At 69.7% G+C, this 20,535-nt stretch carries 25 protein-coding genes and 4 pseudogenes; 18 read left to right on the forward strand and 11 right to left on the reverse strand.

What is annotated here, in order from left to right:
• Positions 1-27: 27 nt before the first annotated feature.
• Positions 28-1,236 carry a DUF6596 domain-containing protein gene (locus AB0C04_RS20475; protein ID WP_357056849.1) on the forward strand — a complete coding sequence of 403 codons (1,209 nt, stop codon included), beginning with the start codon at positions 28-30 and terminating at the stop codon, positions 1,234-1,236.
• A gap of 21 nt (positions 1,237-1,257) precedes the next feature.
• On the opposite strand, the gene AB0C04_RS20480 is transcribed toward AB0C04_RS20475, so the two are convergent.
• Positions 1,258-1,605 carry a YciI family protein gene (locus tag AB0C04_RS20480; protein ID WP_357056852.1) on the reverse strand — a complete coding sequence of 116 codons (348 nt, stop codon included), beginning with the start codon at positions 1,603-1,605 and terminating at the stop codon, positions 1,258-1,260.
• 151 nt (positions 1,606-1,756) lie between these two features.
• Positions 1,757-2,596 carry a helix-turn-helix transcriptional regulator gene (locus tag AB0C04_RS20485; RefSeq protein ID WP_357056855.1) on the reverse strand — a complete coding sequence of 280 codons (840 nt, stop codon included), beginning with the start codon at positions 2,594-2,596 and terminating at the stop codon, positions 1,757-1,759.
• 128 nt (positions 2,597-2,724) lie between these two features.
• Here AB0C04_RS20485 and AB0C04_RS20490 point away from each other — a divergent pair, with 128 nt between their 5' ends.
• A complete protein-coding gene (locus tag AB0C04_RS20490; RefSeq protein WP_357057275.1) occupies positions 2,725-3,297 on the forward strand; it encodes an NAD(P)H-dependent oxidoreductase in 573 nt (190 codons plus the stop codon).
• A gap of 135 nt (positions 3,298-3,432) precedes the next feature.
• Here AB0C04_RS20490 and AB0C04_RS20495 read toward each other — a convergent pair whose 3' ends face one another.
• Positions 3,433-3,555, reverse strand: a complete 123-nt coding sequence (locus AB0C04_RS20495; RefSeq protein WP_357056858.1) for a hypothetical protein — start codon at positions 3,553-3,555, stop codon at positions 3,433-3,435.
• Between the two features lie 266 nt (positions 3,556-3,821).
• Positions 3,822-4,796 carry a GlxA family transcriptional regulator gene (locus AB0C04_RS20500; RefSeq protein ID WP_357056861.1) on the reverse strand — a complete coding sequence of 325 codons (975 nt, stop codon included), beginning with the start codon at positions 4,794-4,796 and terminating at the stop codon, positions 3,822-3,824.
• A 483-nt stretch (positions 4,797-5,279) separates the two neighbouring features.
• On the opposite strand from AB0C04_RS20500, the gene AB0C04_RS20505 reads away from it, so the two are divergent.
• The 6 genes and pseudogenes from AB0C04_RS20505 to AB0C04_RS20530 form a co-directional block, all read left to right on the forward strand.
• Complete coding sequence (locus AB0C04_RS20505) at positions 5,280-5,918, forward strand: HD domain-containing protein (RefSeq protein ID WP_357056864.1); 639 nt, start codon at positions 5,280-5,282, stop codon at positions 5,916-5,918.
• Between the two features lie 153 nt (positions 5,919-6,071).
• The gene (locus tag AB0C04_RS20510; protein WP_357056867.1) at positions 6,072-6,212 is read left to right on the forward strand and encodes a hypothetical protein; all 141 of its coding nucleotides are present in this window, start codon (positions 6,072-6,074) and stop codon (positions 6,210-6,212) included.
• Positions 6,213-6,248: 36 nt separating this feature from the next.
• Positions 6,249-6,326, forward strand: a pseudogene (locus AB0C04_RS20515) (hypothetical protein); the annotation flags it as partial.
• Between the two features lie 108 nt (positions 6,327-6,434).
• Entirely contained in the window at positions 6,435-7,010 is a 576-nt protein-coding gene (locus AB0C04_RS20520) for a zinc-binding dehydrogenase (RefSeq protein WP_357057277.1), read from the forward strand.
• A 141-nt stretch (positions 7,011-7,151) separates the two neighbouring features.
• Entirely contained in the window at positions 7,152-7,496 is a 345-nt protein-coding gene (locus AB0C04_RS20525) for a hypothetical protein (RefSeq protein WP_357056870.1), read from the forward strand.
• A 158-nt stretch (positions 7,497-7,654) separates the two neighbouring features.
• Positions 7,655-8,263 (forward strand): annotated as a pseudogene (locus tag AB0C04_RS20530) (nucleotide disphospho-sugar-binding domain-containing protein); the annotation flags it as partial.
• Positions 8,264-8,290: 27 nt separating this feature from the next.
• Here AB0C04_RS20530 and map read toward each other — a convergent pair.
• Positions 8,291-9,109, reverse strand: a complete 819-nt coding sequence (gene map, locus AB0C04_RS20535) for a type I methionyl aminopeptidase (RefSeq protein ID WP_357057279.1) — start codon at positions 9,107-9,109, stop codon at positions 8,291-8,293.
• Between the two features lie 87 nt (positions 9,110-9,196).
• Between map and AB0C04_RS20540 the strand changes: the two genes are divergently transcribed.
• Positions 9,197-9,463, forward strand: coding sequence for a helix-turn-helix transcriptional regulator (locus AB0C04_RS20540; RefSeq protein ID WP_357057281.1), 267 nt, complete (start codon positions 9,197-9,199; stop codon positions 9,461-9,463).
• Positions 9,464-9,598: 135 nt separating this feature from the next.
• Here AB0C04_RS20540 and AB0C04_RS20545 read toward each other — a convergent pair whose 3' ends face one another.
• The 3 genes from AB0C04_RS20545 to AB0C04_RS20555 all read right to left on the reverse strand — a co-directional run bounded on the left by AB0C04_RS20545 (position 9,599) and on the right by AB0C04_RS20555 (position 12,046).
• Positions 9,599-10,222: a hypothetical protein gene (locus tag AB0C04_RS20545; RefSeq protein WP_357056873.1), complete on the reverse strand. Its 624-nt coding sequence runs from the start codon at positions 10,220-10,222 to the stop codon at positions 9,599-9,601.
• A 142-nt stretch (positions 10,223-10,364) separates the two neighbouring features.
• The gene (locus AB0C04_RS20550) at positions 10,365-11,534 is read right to left on the reverse strand and encodes a hypothetical protein (RefSeq protein ID WP_357056876.1); all 1,170 of its coding nucleotides are present in this window, start codon (positions 11,532-11,534) and stop codon (positions 10,365-10,367) included.
• Complete coding sequence (locus tag AB0C04_RS20555; RefSeq protein ID WP_357056879.1) at positions 11,531-12,046, reverse strand: SigE family RNA polymerase sigma factor; 516 nt, start codon at positions 12,044-12,046, stop codon at positions 11,531-11,533. Before AB0C04_RS20555 ends, AB0C04_RS20550 begins: the two co-directional genes overlap by 4 nt.
• A gap of 238 nt (positions 12,047-12,284) precedes the next feature.
• Between AB0C04_RS20555 and AB0C04_RS20560 the strand changes: the two genes are divergently transcribed.
• From AB0C04_RS20560 to AB0C04_RS20570, 3 genes and pseudogenes are all read left to right on the forward strand, one after another.
• Complete coding sequence (locus tag AB0C04_RS20560) at positions 12,285-12,590, forward strand: YciI family protein (RefSeq protein ID WP_357056882.1); 306 nt, start codon at positions 12,285-12,287, stop codon at positions 12,588-12,590.
• Positions 12,591-12,695: 105 nt separating this feature from the next.
• Positions 12,696-13,001 (forward strand): annotated as a pseudogene (locus tag AB0C04_RS20565) (VOC family protein); the annotation flags it as partial.
• 126 nt (positions 13,002-13,127) lie between these two features.
• Entirely contained in the window at positions 13,128-13,895 is a 768-nt protein-coding gene (locus tag AB0C04_RS20570; protein WP_357056885.1) for a VOC family protein, read from the forward strand.
• 250 nt (positions 13,896-14,145) lie between these two features.
• Here the strand turns inward: AB0C04_RS20570 and AB0C04_RS20575 are convergent, their stop codons facing one another.
• Positions 14,146-14,751: a YdeI/OmpD-associated family protein gene (locus tag AB0C04_RS20575; protein WP_357056888.1), complete on the reverse strand. Its 606-nt coding sequence runs from the start codon at positions 14,749-14,751 to the stop codon at positions 14,146-14,148.
• A 101-nt stretch (positions 14,752-14,852) separates the two neighbouring features.
• Between AB0C04_RS20575 and AB0C04_RS20580 the strand changes: the two genes are divergently transcribed.
• A complete protein-coding gene (locus AB0C04_RS20580; RefSeq protein WP_357056892.1) occupies positions 14,853-15,278 on the forward strand; it encodes an NUDIX hydrolase in 426 nt (141 codons plus the stop codon).
• Between the two features lie 408 nt (positions 15,279-15,686).
• Positions 15,687-16,514 (forward strand): peptidoglycan-binding domain-containing protein, encoded by an 828-nt coding sequence (locus AB0C04_RS20585; RefSeq protein ID WP_357056895.1) that lies wholly within the window; start codon positions 15,687-15,689, stop codon positions 16,512-16,514.
• A 50-nt stretch (positions 16,515-16,564) separates the two neighbouring features.
• On the opposite strand, the gene AB0C04_RS20590 is transcribed toward AB0C04_RS20585, so the two are convergent.
• Both AB0C04_RS20590 and AB0C04_RS20595 read right to left on the reverse strand, forming a co-directional pair.
• On the reverse strand, positions 16,565-17,062 hold the full coding sequence (locus tag AB0C04_RS20590; RefSeq protein WP_357056897.1) for a DinB family protein: 498 nt from the start codon (positions 17,060-17,062) through the stop codon (positions 16,565-16,567).
• Between the two features lie 37 nt (positions 17,063-17,099).
• A pseudogene (locus AB0C04_RS20595) lies at positions 17,100-17,336 on the reverse strand (hypothetical protein); the annotation flags it as partial.
• A 583-nt stretch (positions 17,337-17,919) separates the two neighbouring features.
• Here AB0C04_RS20595 and AB0C04_RS20600 point away from each other — a divergent pair.
• From AB0C04_RS20600 to AB0C04_RS20615, 4 genes are all read left to right on the forward strand, one after another.
• Positions 17,920-18,300 (forward strand): YciI family protein, encoded by a 381-nt coding sequence (locus AB0C04_RS20600; RefSeq protein ID WP_357056900.1) that lies wholly within the window; start codon positions 17,920-17,922, stop codon positions 18,298-18,300.
• A gap of 5 nt (positions 18,301-18,305) precedes the next feature.
• Positions 18,306-18,692, forward strand: coding sequence for a YciI family protein (locus tag AB0C04_RS20605; protein ID WP_357056903.1), 387 nt, complete (start codon positions 18,306-18,308; stop codon positions 18,690-18,692).
• Positions 18,689-19,933: a sigma-70 family RNA polymerase sigma factor gene (locus AB0C04_RS20610; protein WP_357056906.1), complete on the forward strand. Its 1,245-nt coding sequence runs from the start codon at positions 18,689-18,691 to the stop codon at positions 19,931-19,933. The genes AB0C04_RS20605 and AB0C04_RS20610 overlap by 4 nt, the downstream gene beginning before the upstream one ends.
• A gap of 149 nt (positions 19,934-20,082) precedes the next feature.
• On the forward strand, positions 20,083-20,523 hold the full coding sequence (locus tag AB0C04_RS20615; protein ID WP_357056909.1) for a VOC family protein: 441 nt from the start codon (positions 20,083-20,085) through the stop codon (positions 20,521-20,523).
• Positions 20,524-20,535: the final 12 nt, after the last annotated feature.

Genomic DNA, 20,535 nt, shown 5'->3' on the forward strand with positions numbered 1-20,535 from the left:
GTCCCGCGGGTGTTGCACCCTGGTGCGGTGGACGACGTGGCAGAGCTGCTGGACCGGATCTGGCGGACGGACGCGGCCGGCATGCTCGGCGCGCTCAGCCGGCGGCTCGGCGACTTGGACCGGGCCGAGGAGGCGCTGTCGGACGCGTTGGCCGAGGCGCTCAAGCGCTGGCCCGACGAGGGTCTGCCGGAGAGCCCCACCGGTTGGCTGGTCACCACGGGCTGGCGCAAGGCGCTGGACCGGCTGCGCCGCGACGCCGTCGGCCGCGGCAAGGTGGCACAGTTGGCCGCGGAAGCGCCGCCGGAACCGGGCGTGGACGATCGGCTGGCCATGGTCTTCGGGTGCTGCCACCCGGACCTCGCCGAGCCGGCCCGGGTCGCACTGACGCTGTACGCCGCCAGCGGCCTGAGCACGGCCGAGATCGCCGCCGCGTTCCTGGTGCCGCTGCCGACGATGGCGCAGCGGCTTTCCCGGGCCAAGCGCCAACTGCGGGAGCGCGGCGTCCGGTTCGAGGTGCCGCAGCCGCATGAGTACGCCGACCGGCTACCGGCCGTACTCGCGGTGATCTACCTGGTCTTCAACGAGGGGTATCTGTCCAGTGGCCGGTCCGCCCAGCGGGGCGAGCTGGCCCGCGAGGGGGTCGAGCTGGCGTGCCAACTCGCCGAGCTGCTGCCCCGTGAGCCGGAGGCCGCCGGCCTGGCAGCGTTGCTGGAGCTGCACCACGCCCGCGCCGACGCGCGGTTCGACTCGTGGGGCCGCATCCTGCTGCTCGACCAGCAGGACCGGCGGCTGTGGAACAAGGCGGCGATCGAACGGGCCGCGCTGCGGCTACGGGCGGCGGTGCGCCAGGGCCGGACGGGCCCGTACCAGGTGCAGGCCGGCATCGCCGCCCTGCACGCCCTGGCCCCCTCGTACGAGGCCACCAACTGGGCCGACGTGCGGGCGTTGTACGACCGGCTGCGCGCGTTGGACCCGTCGCCGGTCGTGCTGCTCAACCGGGCGGTGGCCACGCGGTTCGCGGTGGGCCCGGCCCCGGCGCTCGATGAGGTCGACGCGCTCGGGGACCAGCTTGCCGGTTACCACCTGTGGCACGCCGCCCGGGCCGACCTGCTGGGCACGCTCGACCGTCCGGGCGAGGCGCTGACGGCGGCGGAGCGGGCTCTGGAGCTGGCGACGAACCCGGCCGAACGGGAGCTGATGTCGCGTCGGGTGGGTGAGTTGAGGCGCCGGCTGTGAGACCGGCGCCCCGCGTCACCGCTATTCGCGGCTCATCACCGGACGGACCTCCAGCGCGCTCATCCCGGCGGCGAGCGGCCAGGTGGCCGCGATCCGCGCCGCCTCGTCAATGTCGTCGCACTCCAACATGACGATCGCGCCGATGACCTCCTTGAGCTCCAGGTACGGCCCATCGGTGATCACCGGCTGGCCGTTCGCGCCGGCGCGCACTGTCTTTGCCGCATCCCTGGGCTGCAGCTCGGCGCCGCCGTCGGCGATCTTGCCGGTCGGCTGCCACCTCTCGAACCACTCGTAGACCTGCTTCATCACGTCCTGCTCGTCGGCCGGGGACAGCGTCGTCCACTCGCGGTCGTCGCCGAAGATCAGCATCGCGTACTTCATCGTTGCTCCTCGTGTCTGGAAGCGCTGCGTCGTCCGTGTGACGAACGAGCGGCACCGGTCCTCGACAGGTTCCGCCGACACCCCGTCAACCGAGCGTCAGTCGGTAGCGGCCGCGGGGCGCGAGGGCGGATGCCATGAGCTACGTGACCGCGCGAAGGATGCGGCCGGGTTGGCGGCGCAGCCGTTGCATGGCCCGCGCCGTCGCGTCATCGGCGGGCAGGAGAACGACCAACTCCTGCGCGTCGGTTCTCGGCAACTCGAGCTTCTCTCGCTGCCACCGAAGTTCATGCGCGACGGGGTGGTTGAGCCGGAGCGGGACGTGCGGCGGGGGCAGGTGGCGGTTGAGGCGTCGGGTGAACTGCTTGCCGGCCAGGGGGGCGAGCTCGGCCCTGAACCATTCGGAGGTCTCCGCAGACGGCCCGAGCCACAGGTCGCAGGCTCGTTCGTCGGCCACCTGGTCCCAGTCGGGGAAGAACGTCCGGGCGCGCGGATCGGTGAACACGTAGCGCGTCAGGTTGGGCGTCCCGCTCTCGAGAAGCCCGATCCCCCGCATCAGCACCTCGAACGCACTCGTGTACGCGAGCACGTCGCCGAGGCGGTTGGTGACGAATGCGACGCCGGGCTCAAGAAGTTGGAGGGTCTGCAACACGGTGGGCCGGACATGGCGGTTGGGTGGCACCGGCTGCCCGCGCCCTGCACACGCTCCGCCGGTGATCTTGGCAAGGTGGCGCAGGTGATCGCGTTCGGCGGCGTCGAGGCTCAAGGCGTTCGCGAGTGAACTGAGCACCGCAGAGGACGGGTTGCGGTCTCGTCCCTGCTCGATGCGGGTGAGGTATTCGACGCTGATTCCCGCACGCGTGGCGAGGTCTGAGCGTCGTAGCCCAGGGGACCGGCGGCGGCCATGATCCGGCAGCCCGAACGACTCCGGCTGGATGTTGTCGCGCTTGGCGCGGATGAAGTCGCCCAGGGGCGTGCCCATGTTGCGAGTCTAGGTCGGTTTCCCGCCGCGAACCCGCAGGGTGGCCCCCCGGGGGCCAGCCTAAGCCCGGTCTGGTTGCCGTCGTCCCGGCAAAGGACCGTGAAGGCATGAGTGAGAAGCACAAGTTGGTGATCATTGTCGGGAGCGTCCGAGAGGGCCGGTTCGGGCCCGTCGTAGCCACCTGGGTGGCCGAGCAAGCGCGCGAGCACGGCGGGTTCGACATCGACGTCGTCGATCTCGCCGACGTCGAGGTCCCGCTGTCGATGCCGGCGGTCTCCCCCAGGTTCGCCGGCGACTCCTACCCGCGCCCCGCCGGGATGGCGTCCTTGACGTCTCACCTGCAGGACGCGGACGCCTTCATCGTGGTCACGCCGGAGTACAACCACAGCTACCCTGCGTCACTGAAGGCGGCCATCGACTGGCATTTCACCCAGTGGAGGGCCAAGCCCGTCGCCTTCGTCAGCTACGGCGGGGCGGCTGGCGGCCGTCACGCCGTCCTCCACCTGGAGAACGTGCTCACCGAACTGCATGCGGTGACTATCCGCGATGGTCTGGCCTTCCCGAACTACTTCAGGGCGTGGGAAGACGGTCGGCCGCTGGACCCGGAGGCATCCGGATTCGCCAAGACCCTGCTGGACCAGCTCGCCTGGTGGGCCGCCGCCCTGCGTGCGGCACGGAACTCGGTCCCGTACCCGGCCTGAGAGCCCTGTGAACAACTGTGGCGTCGGCCAGTCAAAGGGCTGGCCTACGCCCTCCTCAGCGGGTCGATGGAGCCCGCGCCGCGTGCGGGGGACCTCGCGACCGTCCGCCCCGCCTCGACGGCACCCAGTCGATCGTCAGCGCCGCCGGAGCGGGAGAAGCGTCGCAAGCAGCCAGACCGTGACCACCGCGATGGCCACCGCGACGCCGGTACCGAACCGGTCGCGGCCCGCCGAGATGGCCAGGATGGCAGCGATCACCAGACCAACCGTTGCTGCGGAGAGCCACCGGCCGGCTCGCCGGGAACTGCTCCCGGAGGGCTGTCGCATCGTCATGGCCACCTCCGCATCGCCGGTCGTCCATCTTCTCATCGCGGCAACCTGTCGGCTGACCCCGATCGACGCGGGACCAGCTGACGAGCCAGAGCCACGGTCGAGACGACGGCGAGGCCCGCGAAGACGAACATGACGACGCCAGGCGTCCACCATTCGCCCCACGACCCACCGACGCGGCAAGCCGACCGGCTCTACTCCGCGGTGGCGCGGCGGGCCGTGCTGAACCGGCGTTGGTAGGCGGCGGGGCTGATCGACAGCTTCCTGGCGAAAACTCGGCGCATGCTCTCGTAACTGGGGAAGCCGGCGCGGGCCGCGGCCTGCGTCGCGGTGTGTCCTTGGTCGAGCAGTGCCCTGGCCATGTCGAATCGGATGTTTTCCACGTAGCGGGCCGGTGTCGTGGACAGTTCCTCATGGAAGAGCCGGGTGAGCTGCCGGGTGCTCACGTTGAGATGCTTCGCGAGTTCACCGAGCGTGTGGTCCCCGCGGGGGTTCGCCGTCACCAGGTCGGTGATTCTGCGGAGCGCCGGCGAGCGGGGCGGCGGTCCTTGCAGCGGTGCCGAGAACTGGGACTGGCCGCCCGCACGCTGCATGTACACCACAAGGGCGCGGGCGACGTCGCGCGCCAGGTCGGGTCCGTGGTCCTCTTCGACGAGAGCGAGCGCCAGATCGATGCCGGCCGTCACCCCCGCCGATGTGTACGTGGTGCCATCGCGAACGTAGATCGCGTCGGGCTCGACGCGGCACGTCGGACACCGGGAGGCGAGTTCGTGCGTGACCTGCCAATGCGTGGTCGCGCGCTTGCCGTCGAGGAGGCCGGCGGCGGCGAGGACGAACGCCCCGGTGCAGATCGACGCGACCCGGCCGGCCACGGCCGCCGGTATCCGCGCAGCGTCCGCCAGGTGGCCGGGGACAGGGGCGCGTGGATAGAGGTGGGACCCGGCCACCAGTAACGTGTCGACGGCCGGCTCCGAGGAGACGGCGCCGTCGACCGCGACCCGGACCCCGAGGTTCGACATGACCTCCGCGCCGGTGGGCGACAGCAGCACGATCCGGTAGTCGGCACCGAACCGGTTCGCCTCCTTGAACACCTCCGCTGGACCGGCGACGTCCAGCAACGTCACCCCGTCGTAGACGAAGATCGCGACGCGATGACGGCCAGCGTTCACCGCTGCGGTGCCTTCGGAGCCGGATGCGCACGGCGAGCGGCCGGACCCGGCAGCACTGGACGCCGCTGGGTCGGCGAAACAGAAGGCATGGACACCGTTTATTGGTAGCACGCAATTACCGGAGATGACGCGGATCCTCGTTGGCGAGGTTGCTCACGGGTTTACTCAAGAAATGCCGGAGCCGTTGCTAACGGCTGGCAAAAGAAATCCTCGTGCCGAAACGGTGCCGTTGACTCACGCGATGAACCGGACATCAGACGCAGCGGGGAACGGGGCCGTGACGGACGACCCGAAGTCGCAGGCCGCGCACTCGACCCGGCCGCGGCACGTGGTCTCGCACGTGGTGGAGCACACGACTGTGATCTCCCCGTCCGGATATAGGTGATTCCTGGCCGGACGAAGGCGGCGCCGTACGACGATCGGTGGGCAGCATGGAGGTCAGGCACTCGGTCCGCACAGACTTTCCGGAAGGTCAAAGAGATCATGTCAGAGGTCATCGCGGGGTTGGAGATTCCTGAGACAGCGGCGGTCGCCGAAGCGACCACGCGCATCCAGGAGACGACCAGCCCCCTGATCTACCACCACTCCCGACGGGTTTTCTTCTTCAGCCTGATCCACGCTCAGAGGCTCGGCGTGAAACCGGACCCCGAACTGCTCTACCTGGCGGCCATGTTCCACGACACCGGCCTCCTGACCCCCTTTTCCGACGTCGAGCAACGCTTCGAAGTCGACGGCGCCGACCACGCCCGCAAGTTCCTCCTGGACCGGGGCTTCTCGACGGCCGCAGCCGACACCGTCTGGACAGCCATCGCGCTGCACACCACGCCGGGCATCCCCGACCGCATGGCCCCGGAAATCGCGACCACCTACCTCGGTGTCCTGACCGACGTGCTCGGCTTCGGCCTGGATGCCGTGGAACACGACCAACTGGCCGAAATCCTCGCCGTCCATCCACGAGGAAACTTCAAGAACGAGTTCCTGCGAGCCTACGTCGACGGGCTGAAGAACCGTCCCGAAACCACCAACGGCACCGTGAACTCCGACGTGCTCGAACACTTCATCCCCGGCCTCCAGCGCGTGACGACGGTCGAGCGCATCCTCGGTTCACCCTGGCCGAGCTGATCAGACAACTCAAAGGCCACGCGACGAACGGTGCGAGTCACTTCGACGACGGACGTCGTCCTTCGCGGTCGGGGCCGGGCAGCGCGAGCGGACCCGTGCCGAGCCCGCACAACCACCTCATATCGACGATTGCTCTTGGGAAAGGTTTCGAGTATGCGAGCGATCACCGTGCGCGACCGTGACGCGGGTGTCGGTGGCCTCACCCTGACCGACATGCCTTACCCCCACGCTGCGGAGAACGACGTCATCGTGCGCGTGCACGCCGCAGGCTTCACCCCCGGAGAGCTCGACTAGCCGGGAACATGGTCCGATCGCGCCGGTCGCGACCGGACACCCACCATCCCCGGGCACGAGCTGTCCGGAGTTGTGTTCGAGCTCGGCTACGGAACCGCCGGCCTCACCGTGGGCCAGCGGGTATTCGGACTGACCGACTGGACCCGCAACGGATCCCTGGCCGAATACACCGCGGTGGAGGCCCGCAACCTCGCCCCCCTCGCGGCCGACATCGACCACACCGTGGCCGCCGCGCTGCCCATCTCCGGACTCACCGCATGGCAGGGACTGTTCGACCACGCCCGCCTCACGACGGGCCAGACCGTCCTCATTCACGGCGCCGCGGGCGGCGTCGGCTCGCTCGCCGTTCAGCTCGCCCGGGAGGTGGGCGCCCGCGTGATCGGCACCGGCCGAGCCGACGACCGTGATGTCGCGCTCGGTCTCGGCGCGCAGACCTTCCTCGACCTGGACGCCGACGATTTGCAGCACGTCGGCGAGGTGGACGTGGTGTTCGACGTCGTCGGAGGCGACATCCTCAGGCGTTCGACCGAACTGGTACGCCCGGGCGGCACCCTCGTCACCATCGCCATGCCACCTACGGTGCAGCCCACGGACGGACGGGCCATCTTCTTCGTCGTCGAACCTGATCGCGCCCGGCTGACCGACCTCGCTCAGCGCCTCCGGACCGGACGGCTCAACCCCATCGTCGGCGCCGTGCGACCGCTCTCCGAAACGGCCTCCGCGTTCGCCCGCCACCGCCGCACGCCCGGCAAGACGATCATTCAGGTCGCGGACGAACAAGCGACGCAGCACTCGTGATCGGTGTGCGAATGCCAGCGGCATGCTGATCGTCGGACGGGAGACTCGAATGGCCAAGGCAATAGTTGGAGCAACCCCTTCCAGGGACACGTGAGCCCGGTCCTCACGGTCGCGGCGGACCTGGTCAGGCGTGGTCACGAGGTGGTCGTGTACACCGGATCCCGGTTCGAGGAGCGCGCTTTGGCGATCGGAGCGCGATTCCAGGCCCTGCCGCCGGAGGCCGACCTCGACGACCGGAAGTTGGACACCTGCTTTCCCGTGCGGGCCACGCTGCCACCAGGACCGGCCCAGTTGTCGTTCGACTTTGAGCACTTCTTCCTCGGCCAGCTGCCCGCGCAGGTGCGGGCTCCACGGGCGCTGCTGGCGAAGTTCCCCGCGGATGTGGTGCTCGGTGAGCTTGGCTTCTGGTCGATACCGGTGCTCAGCCTCTCCACGGCGCCGGAGGAACGCCCGACGCTCGTGACGCTGGGCTCTTCCCTGTGCTGATCCAGAGCGAGGACACTCCCGCGTTCGGCGCCGGTGTCCTGCCAACGCCGGGCGAGAAGGCACGCGCCCGCAACCGAGCGATGAACGCTCAGGTGCGCCAGGTCTTTGCCGAGCTGCAGAGATTCGGCGAGGCGACGCGCGAGTCGTTGGACGTGACGATGCCCGACTACCTCTTCGACGCGCCTTTCCGCCGTACGGACCACTACCTGCAGCTGACCGTGCCCAGCTTCGAGTACCCACGCAGCGACCTTCCGGAGCACCTGCAGTTCGTCGGTACGCTTCCTCCAGCGCCCAGCGACGACTACGTAGAGCCGGCATGGTGGCCCGAACGGTCGGCTGGCCGGCCGGTGGTGGTCGTCACCCAGGGCACCGTCGCCAACAACGATCTGAACGAACTGGTCATCCCCACGGTGCGTGCCCTCGCCGACCTCGACGCCCTCGTGGTGGCCGCCACCGTACGCGAGGACGGGCCGGACCTGGTACGCCAGGCCCTGGCCGAAGTCCCGGACAACGTGCGGCCGGCGAGCTTCGTGCCGTTCGACCGGCTGCTGCCACACGCCGACGCACTGGTCACCAACGGCGGTTACGGCGGGGTGCAGACCGCCCTGTATCACGGAGTGCCGCTGGCGGTCGCTGGTGCCAGCGAGGACAAGCCGGAGGTGGCCGCCCGCGTCGAGTGGAGCGGCACCGGCGTCAACCTGCGCACCAGCACGCCGGAGGTGACCGAGTTGCGCGCCGTGCAGACAGTGCTGCACGAGCCGGGCTACCGCACCCCAGCAGGAGATCCGTGTGGGTCAGGAGGCTGTGGCGGGCTTTTTGGTGGGGTCGGCCGAGGTGGCGCCGTGAGTGGGACGGCGGGTCAGGACCTGGGGGCCGGAAGCCGTGACGGCGACCGTGTGTTCGGAGTGCGCGGTGCGGGAGCCGTCGGCGGAGCGGATCGTCCAGCCGTCCTTGTCGAACTTGATTTTGTCGGTGGAGCGGCAGAACCAGGGCTCGATGGCGATGGTGAGACCGGGGTGAAGTTTCATGCCACGGCGGGCGCGGCCGTTGTTGGAGACGTGCGGGGCCTCGTGCATGGTGCGGCCGATGCCGTGGCCGCCGAACTCGGCGTTGACGCCGTAGCCGTAGGAGTGGGCGACCTCGCCGATCGCGGCGGAGATGTCGCCGAGGCGGCCGCCGGGCTGGGCGGCGGCGATGCCGGCCTCCAGTGCGACCTCGGTTGCCTCGATCAGCTTCAGGTCGGCCGGGTCGGGGGTGCCGACGACGACGGAGAGCGCGGAGTCGGCGACCCAGCCGTCGATGCCGGCCGCCATGTCGATGCTGAGCAGGTCACCGTCCCGCAGAACATAGTCGTGCGGCAGGCCGTGCAGCACGGCGTCGTTGACCGACAGGCACAGCACGTTGCGGAACGGGCCGCGGCCGAACGAAGGGGCGTAGTCCCAGTAGCAGGATTCGGCGCCGCGTTCCTTGATCCGGCGGCGGGCGTGGTGCTCGAGGTCCATCAGGTTGACGCCGACTGCGGCGACACCGCTCAGCTCGGCGAGCAGCTCACCGACGAACTGGCCGGTCACCTCCATGCGGCCGACCTCCTCGGCGGACTTGAGCTCGATCACGACAGCCTCCCTCTCCCGTTCGGTATTTTTATACCGTTATTTTTATACCACGTAGGTCGGGGCACTCCGGAGGGATATCCTGCTGGCATGGTTCGCCAACCGCTCACCGCCGAACAGATCGCAGCGGGCCAGCGCCTCGGAGCCGCTCTCCGGGCCGCGCGGGCCGGCCGCAGCCTCGTCGAGGTGGCCCTGGCAGCCGGCATCTCCCCCGAGACGCTGCGCAAGATCGAGGCCGGCCGCCTCCCCGCACCGGCGTTCGGCACCGTGGTCTGCCTCAGCCAGGCCCTCGACGTCCCCCTCAGCGACCTGGCCGACGTCTGGCTGGCCGACATGCCCATCCACCAGGCGTCCTAGAGACCGGCCGCCCCAGCACCTCAGCAGGAGATCCGTCTCAGGGTTCCGTGCCTGCGGTAGAGCGATCTGGTCGCTCATCACAACGTGGGGGCAGCCGAGCAGACGACCATCGAACCGAGCGCGGCTGCTTGCCGGTCAGGCGGCCGGTTCGCTGGTGGGCGACCGGTGGCCTCCGTGACTGGCGACCAACGCGTCTGCCACGATCTCAGCGTCAGCTTCTGCGACGTCCGCTGGGTACTCCGGCAGCAGGTCGTCCCAGACGACCAGCCACGACCCGTACAACTGGGCCTGCCCCTCCGGCCGAGCGAAGAACCAGACGTGCAGGTGGGCGCCACCATCTCCGATGCGGTAGACATGGGCCCGCGAGATGTGCGGCAGTGCCTGCATGTGGCGGACGATGCGAGTGCTCAACAGCCCCAGTTCGGCGGCCAACTCGTCCGGTAGATCCGCCATGTCGTAGTGATCGCGCGGATACAGCATGAGCACCAGCGGGACGCCCACTCCCGGGATCCGGGCCAGCCGCCAGTGGTCGTTGAACCAGATCCCTTCGTCCCGGTCGCGGCAGGCGTTGCAGTCCGACGGATCCTCGCCGTGCCGCGCGGGCTCCGGGAGGACCGGCGGGCGCAACGGCGCTACGCGCAGCCCGTCCGGCTCGAACGGACTGATCTCCCATCCCGTCATGCGTGCCAACGGGAGCCGGCGCTCGCTGTCCGCGACGGCGACTGCGTGGTCATAGAACTCGTCCGGTCGCAAGGCCATGCGGCGAAGACTAGTACGCCAAGATTCCAAGTGATCGATAGCCCCGTTGTGGCTGCCCGGCACCGCCCGCTGGTCTCGCACCCGATGATCCGGCCACCATGCCAGGGCGCCCGGCGTCCGCGGCGTGGACCGGGCGCGCCCCTCAGCGGTGGCAGCGCCACACCAGCGGTCGGTACACCTGGTTCTCGTAGGCGGCGCCGACCACGGTCAGACCGTCGTCGCTGATCCCATTGGCCGTGTAGGTGCCCGCCTCGGTCGCCCGCACCTCGGGCCGGCCCGGCAACCGCCGGGACGCGCCGTCCGGGGCGACGATCAGCGGCGCACCGTCGCCGACCAGCAGGTCGCCGTTGCCGGCGATCCCGGTCGCGCCCGGGAACGGCAGCAGACTCACCGCCCCGGTCCTGAGATTCCACCGCACCGGCAGCATCTGCACGGCCCCGCCCTGCTGGTCGCCGGGGACCATGCCGATCGCCCATTCGCCGTGCGCCGAGTCGACCGAGGCGCGCGGGTAGCCGTCGGGCAGTGCCAGGGCCGCCCCGGTCCCCTGCGGCGTCCACCGGTAGGGCAGTTGACCCATCGTGCCGACCACCGTGCCGTCCTCGGTGATCCCGGTCGCGGCGGATCCAGGCTGCCCGACCAGCCGGTACTCCTGCGGGCGGTCCGCCGACCACAGCACGGCATGGTGCGAGTCGCCCGCTCCTCTGGCGGTGCCGGCGATGTCCCCCCGGCCGTTGACCGCGTACACGAGGACCGCGTCGTAGCCAGGCGGGGTGGCCAGGTAGCGCAGCTTCCCGTCGCGGTAGACCCAGCCGGTGCCGTCGCCGTTGGTGCCGACCACGTCGCCGCCAGCGTTGACCGCGGCCGCGTGCCGCGCGCCGGCCGGCAGGACGCCCGCCCGGCCGTCGGTCCAGAGCACGACCCGCCCGTCCTCCTGGCCGGTGCCGATGTCGCCGACGATGTACCGCCCGGTGGGGTCGACGCCGTTCGCCACCGCGACCGGACCGCCGACCGGCCGCGGCAACCACGACGCCTCACAGGTGACCGGCGAGGCCGGAGCGGTCGACACGGTTCCGGTCGGTGACACCGCGAGGGCCGGCGTCACCGGAGCCGGCCGGCCGGCAGCCCCGCCGATCTGGACGGCGCCCACGACGCCGAGCCCGGCCATCACCGTCACCGCGGCGATCCCGCCGAGGCGGCGTCGCTGGCGGCGCCGCCGGCCGTCGCGGACCGCGCGGCCCACGTCGACCCTCGGCTCGGGAACCGGCACCGATCGCAGCAGTACGGCGATGCGCTGGTCGTCCGACGTGGTCATCTCGGATTCCTCCCCGACATCTCGGTAACGTCGAGCACGTGGCGGACCGCCACCAGGGCCCGAGCCGTCTGCGACTTCACGTTGCCTTCCGAGCAGCCCATCGCGGCGGCCGTGTCGGCCAGCGACAGGTCGCACAGGAACCGCAGGACCAGTACGGTGCGCTGGCCGCGTGGGAGGTTGGCGAGCGCGGCGACAAGGCTGTCCCGCTCGGCCAGCTCGTCGTGCGGCGTGACCGGCGAGCGCTCGGGCTCCGGCGTCGACCCCAGCAGCCGGACCTTCGACCAGCTCAACCGCTTCTCGTCGACGAGCTTGTGGACCAGCATCCGGTGCACGTACGCGTCGACGTTGTCGGCCCGGCTGACCCGGCGCCAGTTCACGTACAGCGCCGTGATCGTCTGCTGCACCACGTCGTCAGCCAAGTGGGCGTCGCCGCACATCAGAAACGCGGTCCGATGCAGGCTCGCCAGTCGCGCGGAGACGTACTCCACGAACTGACCCTCGGCATCCACCATTCGGGCTCCCTCCTCCGCAAGCTCGACGGGTCCGGACGACCATCAGGTTGCGTCAACAGCGGCGGAGGTCCCGTGAAAATTTCTGGCATAGCGTCGGATCCGGGGCGAGTCGTTCGTAGAACAGGTGAGAGGCGGCCGGCGAAGGCCGCCGGGACAAGCGAGTCATTGGGATGAGGCGGTACTTGATCTCGTTCGATGACGGCGGGATGGACCACATCCCGACGAGGAGATGCCCGACGTGGACAAGGCCACGCACACGGTGGTCCAGGAGGCCGTGAACGCCGGCGTGTGGGTGTTCGGCGCCGGACTGCAAAGGCAGAGGGCGAGCGTCGTGGCAACGGACGGGATGATCACCGAGGGCCCTTACCCGGCGACCAAGGAGGTCATCGGCGGGCTCTCGATCGTCGACGTGGCCTCACGCGAAGAGGCGCTGGCGTGGGCCGCCAAGATCGCCGTTGGTTGCCGCTGCGCGCAAGAGGTCCGGCAGCTCATGCCCGACCCCGAAACCGACGCGGTGCTCCGCCAGGCTGACAGGCGAGGATGACATCCCCGTGACGCACTGTGACACTCCGGGTGGCGGCAGATCCGGACGACGGTTCAGCTGACGATTCGCCCGATCTGCCCCGTACGGCGCGCGAACAATGCCACGATGCCGGCAGGGCGTGCCGGCGGTGGCCGCCCCCAGTCGAGAGGGGTCGACGTGAGCACCGTCCGCCGGGCACGCCCTGCTGGGCCGACCTGGCCACCCCGGATCTCGCCGACGCGCGGCGCTTCCACCCGGAGCTGCTCGGCTGGACCGGGCGGATCACGCCGGAGCCCGAGGCGGGCGGCTACAGCACCTTCCTCCGCGAGGGCAGGGCGATGGCCGCCCGCCCGCGTCGGCGAGCTGGGTGGCACCATCCTGGCCCCGCCTCGGGACATTTCGGGCGGCCGCTACGCCCGTCTCCGTGACCCGCAGAGCGCCGTCTTCAACGTCATCGCCCTCGCCCTCGCCGCTGCCGGCTGACGGCCGTCGGCTGTCGGGCCCGCCCGCCGCCATCCCGCCGAGAGTTGCCCGAGGAGAGGAAGCGAAGCCGAAGCCATGACAGACATTCCACCGGGGGCACCCGCCTGGGTCGACCTGGTCACCACCGACCTCCCCGGCGCGGCGCGCTTCTACGCGCCCTTGTTCGGTTGGGCCGTCGCCGAGGCGGACCGGCAACCCGCGGCTGACGGTCACCTCGTCTTCCACCAGCAGGGCAAACCGGTGGCCGGTGCGGGGCTGCGGACCGGCCCGCAACGGCCGCCTGCCTGGATGCCCTACCTGGCGACCGACGACGCCGAGGGTGCCTGCCGGCGGGTGACCGCCGCCGGCGGCCGGGTCCTGACCGAGCCCGTCGACGTCCCCGGCTCCCGGCGGACGGCGCTCTTCGCCGACCCGGCCGGGGCGCCGTTCGGGGTGTGGCAGTCGCTCGGCATGCCGGGGGCCGAGGTGTTCGACGTACCCGGCTCGCTGACCTGGCCCGAGCTGACCACCCGGGAGTCGGACGGGGCCAAGGAGTTCTACGGGTCGGTGTTCGGCTGGACGGCGGACGACCAACCGATGGGCCCGATCACCTACACCACCTGGCAACTCGACGGTCGTCCCGTCGCCGGGATGATGCCCATGCTCGGCGAGGACTGGGGTGACCTCCCGTCCCACTGGATGGTCTACTTCGCCGTCACCGACACCGACAGGGTCGTCGCGGAGGCGCTACGGATGGGCGCTACGCTCGCCGTCCAGCCGACGGACCTGACGCGGGGCCGGTTCGCGGTGCTCACCGATCCCCAGGGGGCGTTCTTCTCGATCCTCGGGACTACCCCGCCCTGACCGTACGGGGATCCGGCCGCACCGGCACCACCAGCGGCCCGTGCTCAAGCTAGCGCCCCAGCGCATGCTGGTGGCCGAGCCAACCGAGTCGATCTTCAACGCGTTGACGGCGGCAACGTTGAGTCCGAGCCAGCTCGACGGTGCCGCGGAGCTGTTCACCTCCCTTGAGTGGAGGGCTGTGGCCTGCCCGATGAGCGCGGCCGCACACACTCGACGGCAGATGCGTGCGCATGATCGTGAAGATGCCCGATTACGGCGAGGTCGGAGGCTTGGCCTTCTGCGGGTAGATCGTCTCGTGACGGGCCAGCATGGCGACGAACTCGCCGATCTTCCGCTCGCGGGTCTGCGTCCGTTTGACGGCATTGAGGCGGTGGATGAGAGCGAACCGGTTGGTTTTGGTGAGCACGTCGAACATGGCCTGGGCGGCGGGGTCGGCGGCGATGGCGGCGAGTAGGTCGGCCGGCACCTCGGCTTCCGACGGCGGGGCGTAGGCGGTCGCCCACCGCCCGTCCGCCTTCGCGGCTTCCACCGCGGCGCGGCCTGGGGGCAGCATTCGCCCCTGCGCCTCCAACCGGGCCACGTGCGCGACGTTGCGTTGTGACCAGGAACTGCGGGGCCTGCGCGGGGTGAACCGGATCCAGGAGGTCTCCTGATCCCGTTTACGGGCCTGCCCGTCGATCCAGCCGAAACACAGGGCCTCGTCGACCGCCTGCTGCCAGGTCAGCGTCGTGACTGTGCCGCCCTTCCTGGTCAGAGCGAGCCAGACACCGGGCGACGTGACGTGATTGGCCGACAACCACGCGCGCAGCGCCTCGGCGTCCGCGACGATCAACTCATCCAGTTCGGCGCTCCCCATGACGGCAGGCTATCGCTGAGCCGTTGCCGCAGCCTCTTCGCCAGTGCCATCCACGGTTCCGGCGCCAGACGTCGGCTTACGACGGGTGGCACAATGCGCCTGTGTCGATCTCCGCGGAAGGCTCTCCCAAGGCCCGCATCGTCACGGCATTGCTGCGGGACGACAACCGGGTACTGCTATGTCACCGATCTCCCCGGCGCCGTTGGTATCCCGACGTCTGGGACCTGCCCGGTGGGCACGTGGAGCGCGGGGAGCTGCCCGGCGCGGCACTTGCTCGAGAGCTTCGAGAGGAGCTGGGCATCGACATCGCGGCGCCGTCGGGTCTACCCGTGCAAGAAGTTCATGCCGACACGTTCGACATGCAGATCTGGCTGATCGAAGCGTGGACGGGGTCTCCGGTCAACGTCGCGCCGGACGAACACGATGCCATCGCGTGGTTCACCGAAGAGGCGCTCGGAGAACTGTCCCTGGCTCATGACAGCTACCTTGCGATGTTCAGCAAGGTTCTTGGCGAGCATCGAGCCTGACCACGACTGGACAGGCGCTTCTCGGCAGACGAGGACGTCTCCGCCGCCAAGGCCCGCACAGAGCGTGACACCTCCGGGCCCATCGGAGAGGTCACCAGGTTGACGGACCTGGTTACGAGTCCCGCGGCGGCACCGATGAGGTGGCGCCCTGCGGAGCGCGTCCGCGCCGCCTGCGGCGATCGGGACTCTTCCGCAACGTGAAATATTCTGCCAGGATCCATCGAAACATTGAAAAGTCTCTGCATCGGAGGTTCCGACAACCACACCTCCTGTTCGGCTCGTAGCGGCCGAACTGCTCGCCGCCGCCGGCGCCCTCGTCGTTCCGATGTTTCCGACGTGCGCCGCACCTCGACCTGCCCACGCGGCCTCTCAGGATCATCGGCCTGTCACACATCGCACGGAGGAACAGTGCTCACCAGGAGACAATTGCTGATCACCGCCACGGCCGCGATGACGGGTTCGACTCTCGTCGGCCAGAGCGCTCGCGCGGCTCTTCCTGTGGTTGACATGGAGGCGCTCATCAAGGCAGCACAGATCGACCCGCGCCGAGCGGACACGGCGATCACCTCGGGCAGCAAGGACAGCGTGCTTCAGGTGGAGCGTGCACTACAGGCGCGAGGTCTGCTGGCGGCCACCTACGTCGACGGCCACTTCGGCACCAGCACCATCGCAGCGTACGCCGCCTACCAGCGGTCCTTGGGATACTCGGGGCTCGACGCCACCGGTCTGCCCGGACCAACCTCGCTGCGACTGTTGGGCGAGCAGCGGTTCACGATCACGCGGTCGCTCTCCCCCGGCAGCGTGGTCACGCTACGCGGCGCACAGGTGAACACACGTACCAGGAGCATGCTGTTCGAGGCCGAACGACTCCTCGGCGCACAGCTGACGATCACACAGGGCTCCTACAGTTCCAGCACCCCGGCCTCGGCCGGCACCCATGACGGCGGCGGCGCGCTGGACCTCTCGGTGAGCGGCATGTCCTCCACCTATCGGACCAACGTCGTCAGGCAGCTGCGCCGGGTGGGCTTCGCGGCGTGGCTCCGTACCCCGTCGCAGGGAGATTGGCCCTATCACATCCACGCCATCGCCTTGGCTGACACCGACCAGTCGATCGGCGCTCAGCATCAGGCCGGCGATTACTACCTCGGCCTCAACGGACTGGCCAACCGGGCGGCCGACGACGGCCCCGCCGTCACACCAAAGCTGTCCTGGGAGGAATACCTCCGCGCGACCTGACCGCAGGTGGGCGTGAACGCTTGTCGGCGGCAGGTGCGGACGCGCCCGCGCTAGGCGTTCAGGAGCTGCTCGCGCAGGATGTCTGCGTGCCCGCAGTGCTGAGCGAGCTCGCGCAGCACATGCAGGTACACCCAGCGCAGCGGGAGCGGGCCGCGCCGGTTGCCGCGCAGCATGTCGTCCAGCTCAAGGGATGACGTCGCGCGGCGTGACGATTCGCAGGCCTCGGCGTGTGCTCGCCGAACGGTGGCGATGGTGTCGTCGTCATCGAGGATGAACGACTCGTCTGGCGTTGCGGGGATGCCGATCTCGGCGCGCGACCGACAGGTGACGGCTTCGTCGAACCAGACCTTCTCGACGAAAGTCGCGTGCTTCACCAAGCCCAGCAGCGTGGTCCGGGACGGTACCAACGATCGGCGCGCCTGCTCCTCGGTCAGCCCGTCCAAGCAGTCGTTGAGCGCGCGGCGGTGCTCGTCGAGAAACACCTCGAACTGGGCCTTGGCCGGCTGATCGATCACGTCCTCGGCGAACGTCGGCGGGAAGAGGGACATAGGCCAAGCATTCCAAGCCCCGTGCGGCAAGAGCAAACACGGTCGGAAACTCCCACAGCCACGGCAGCCGGCGCGGGTGCGGGTAGGAGGGCAGGCCGTCGCCGCCCGCCTCCTGCCGGAACCGATCGAGGTGGCGCTCGGTGAGCCGCCCGTCCGGGAAGGCGCGGGCGTAGATGCCAGGGGACGCATGACCCTGGGTGTAGAGCTGGTCGCCGGAATCGTCGGCCTCCTTACCCCGAAAGAAGTGCTGGAAGCCGGTCTCGTACAGCCCCGACCGGTGGCGTGCAGCGCCCCGAGGTTGTGAGCCGCCTCGGCGTTGCCCAGGTCAGCCGCACGCTCGTACAGCCTGCGGGCCCTCACCGGATCTGCCCGCTCGCCGTGACCACTGCTGGCCAACTGGCCCGACAACAGCAGCGCCCGGTCATCCGGGCCCGGCCAGCTCCAACTGCTCGCGAGCCTCGTCGAAGGCCCGGCGCTGCACAGCAAGCACGCCCCGGTCGTACGCCTGCAGCGTCACGTCGAGCAGTGTAGAGAGGCCGCGGACCAGCCATCGACGCAGAGATCGCGCCCACGCCGAACGTGCCGCCCGTCCGGGATCTCCTGAACCGAGTCGTTGAAGGAGCATCAGTTCGTGGACCCACGGCTCGTGTCGAAGCGCGTGGGACACGGCTCGGCCGACACGACGACCACTCGCCCGCCTCGGGAACTGATCGGGCGGTATGACAATGGCAGCGGAGGCAGGAGAGGTTGTCGTATCAAGGCGTGGCCGTTCGTGGAACCAGTGTGCGGCGGCCGGCTGGGCCGCCGGACACGAGGAGTCGGGAAAGGCCCTCGTCCGGGACTGAGAGGAGACGACCATGACGGAGTACCTGATCGCCTTCAACGATGAGTGGGTGCGCGAACACACCGAGGAGGAGGTGCGTGAGAAGGGCAGGGCCGCTCGAACTGTCATCGAGGAGATGCAGGCCGAGGGTGTCCTGATCTTCAGCAACGGCGGGCTCGACCGGTCCACCGCCTTGTGCAGTGTCGAGTTGGTCGACGGCAAGCCCGTCTTCACCGACGGCCCGTACGCCGAGACCAAGGAGCACCTCGGCGGCTTCGCCGTCGTGGACGTGCCCGACGACGCGACAGCGCGATACTGGGCTGGCAGGCTCGCGACCGTGCTCGACTGGCCGCAGGAGGTGCACCGGTTCCGAGGTCCCGGGGAGGCCCGGCGTACCGGCTCCGGGGAGAGGTGAGCGCGGTGCCCAGGTACCTGCTGTCCGTCTACGGGACAGCCGAGCGCACCGAGGTCGGCGCCTACCCCTTCCAGGAGGCCGTGCTGCAGGCGTTCGCCGATACCGGCGCCTTCAACGAGAGGCTCCAGAGGGACGGTCACCTCGTCTTCGCCGACGGCCTGGAGCCCCCGACGACTGCCACCACCGTCGACGGGCAGGGCCAGAAGCCGGCCTTCACCGACGGGCCCTACCTGGAGACGAAGGAGTACCTCGACGGCTTCTGGGTCGTCGAGGCGGCCGACCTCGACGTGGCCCTGGCGCTTGCCGCCGAGGGGTCGAAAGCGTGCCGCGGCAGGGTCGAGGTGCGTCCCTTCCGAACCGGGAAATCCGTCCGAGCACTGCTGGCGCCGTGACTGGTCCCACCGTCGAGCAGGCGATCACCCGTGTCCACCACGAGGAGTGGGCGCGAGTGGTCGCCGGCCTCGCGCGCCGTTTCGGCGATCTCGACGTCGCCGAGGACGCGACGGCCGAAGCGTTCGTAGCGGCTGCAGAGCGCTGGCCGCGCGAGGGCGTACCGCCCAATCCCGGCGGTTGGCTCGCCACCACCGCGACCCGCAAGGCCATCGATCGGCTCCGTCGCGAGTCACAGCGCGACGCCAAACACCAGGCGGCCCGGATCGTGTACGACGACACCCCTCCTGAGCCGACCGGCCCGGTCGAGGACGACCGGCTCAGGCTGATCTTCACCTGCTGCCATCCTGCGCTCGCGATGGAGGCCCGGGTGGCGCTCACCCTCCGCCTGCTCGGCGGCCTCACCGTCGCCGAGATCGCCCGCGCCTTTCTGGTGCAGGAGAACGCGATGGCACGACGGATCACCCGCGCCAAGGCAAAGATCAAAGCGGCACACATTCCCTACCGGGTGCCCTTGGCCGACGACATCCGCGAGCGGCTCGCCGGCGTGCTCGCGGTCGTCTACCTCGTCTTCAACGAGGGCTATCTCGCCAGCGAGGGGGACGACCCGGTGCGCGTCGACCTCACCGACGAGGCGATCCGCCTCGGCCGCCTGCTCCGAACTCTCCTCCCGGACGACGGCGAGGTGGTCGGCCTGCTTGCCTTGATGCTCCTCACCGATGCCCGGCGGACCGCGCGCGTGTCCCGCACCGGGGAGCTGGTAACCCTCGACGAGCAGGACCGCGGTGCATGGGACCGCACCCTCATCGCCGAGGGCAAGGCCCTGGTCCGCGAGCGGATCGAGGCGGTGGCGACCGGCGGCGACCCACCCGGGCGCTACCAGCTGCAAGCCGCGATCAACGTGGTCCACACGGATGCCCCATCCGCCCGGGACACCGACTGGTCCACCATCCTCGCCCTCTACGGCCGCCTGGTGCTGCTCGACCCCTCGCCGATCGTGCGGCTCAACCGGGCGGTCGCGGTCGCCGAAGTCGACGGCCCCGGGGTCGGGCTCGCCGAGATCGACCGGCTCGCCGCGGTCCTCGACGGCTACCACGCCTTCCACGCCGCGCGCGCCGACCTGCTGCGGCGACTCGGGCGCGGCGGCGAGTCACGGGCGGCGTACGACCGGGCCATCGATCTCGCCGGCAACCCCGCGGAGCGGGCCTACCTCACCCGCCGCCGCGACCAGCTCGCCGGCTGACCCGAAACGGTACGGCTGGCACGTGTTGACCACCGCCTCGTCACGAGGTCTCGCAGAAGATGGTGCACAGCCTGTCGAGAACGGCGTGGCGGCTCCGTCTAAGGAATGGATGCGGCCACCGTGGCCGCACAAGTCCAAGGAGACCCTGCATGACGATCCAGCGGATGGACAACGTCCTCATCGTTGTCGACGATCTCGACGCGGTAATTACGTTCTTCGTCGAACTCGGCATGGAGCTGGAGGGCAAGGGGCCGATCGAGGGACGCTGGGTCGAGCGTGTCATCGGGATCGATGACGTCCGACAGGACGTCGCGATGCTGCGGACCCCGGACGGCCACGGCCGGATTGAGCTGGCGAAATTCCACACGCCGAAGGCGATCAGCGCCGAGCCGAAGGATGCACCGGCGAACACGCTGGGCATTCGTCGTATCATGTTCGCCGTCGACGACATCGAGGACGTCGTTGCCCGTCTGCGTACCCACGGCGCCGAACTCGTCGGCGAGCTGGCGCAGTACGAGGACATCTATCGGCTCTGCTACGTCCGCGGCCCGGAGGGCATCATCGTCGGGCTGGCCGAACAGCTCAGCTGACTGATCCGCGTT

Origin of the sequence: Micromonospora sp. NPDC048909 (assembly GCF_040649635.1) — a bacterium.
Lineage (GTDB): Bacteria > Actinomycetota > Actinomycetes > Mycobacteriales > Micromonosporaceae > Micromonospora.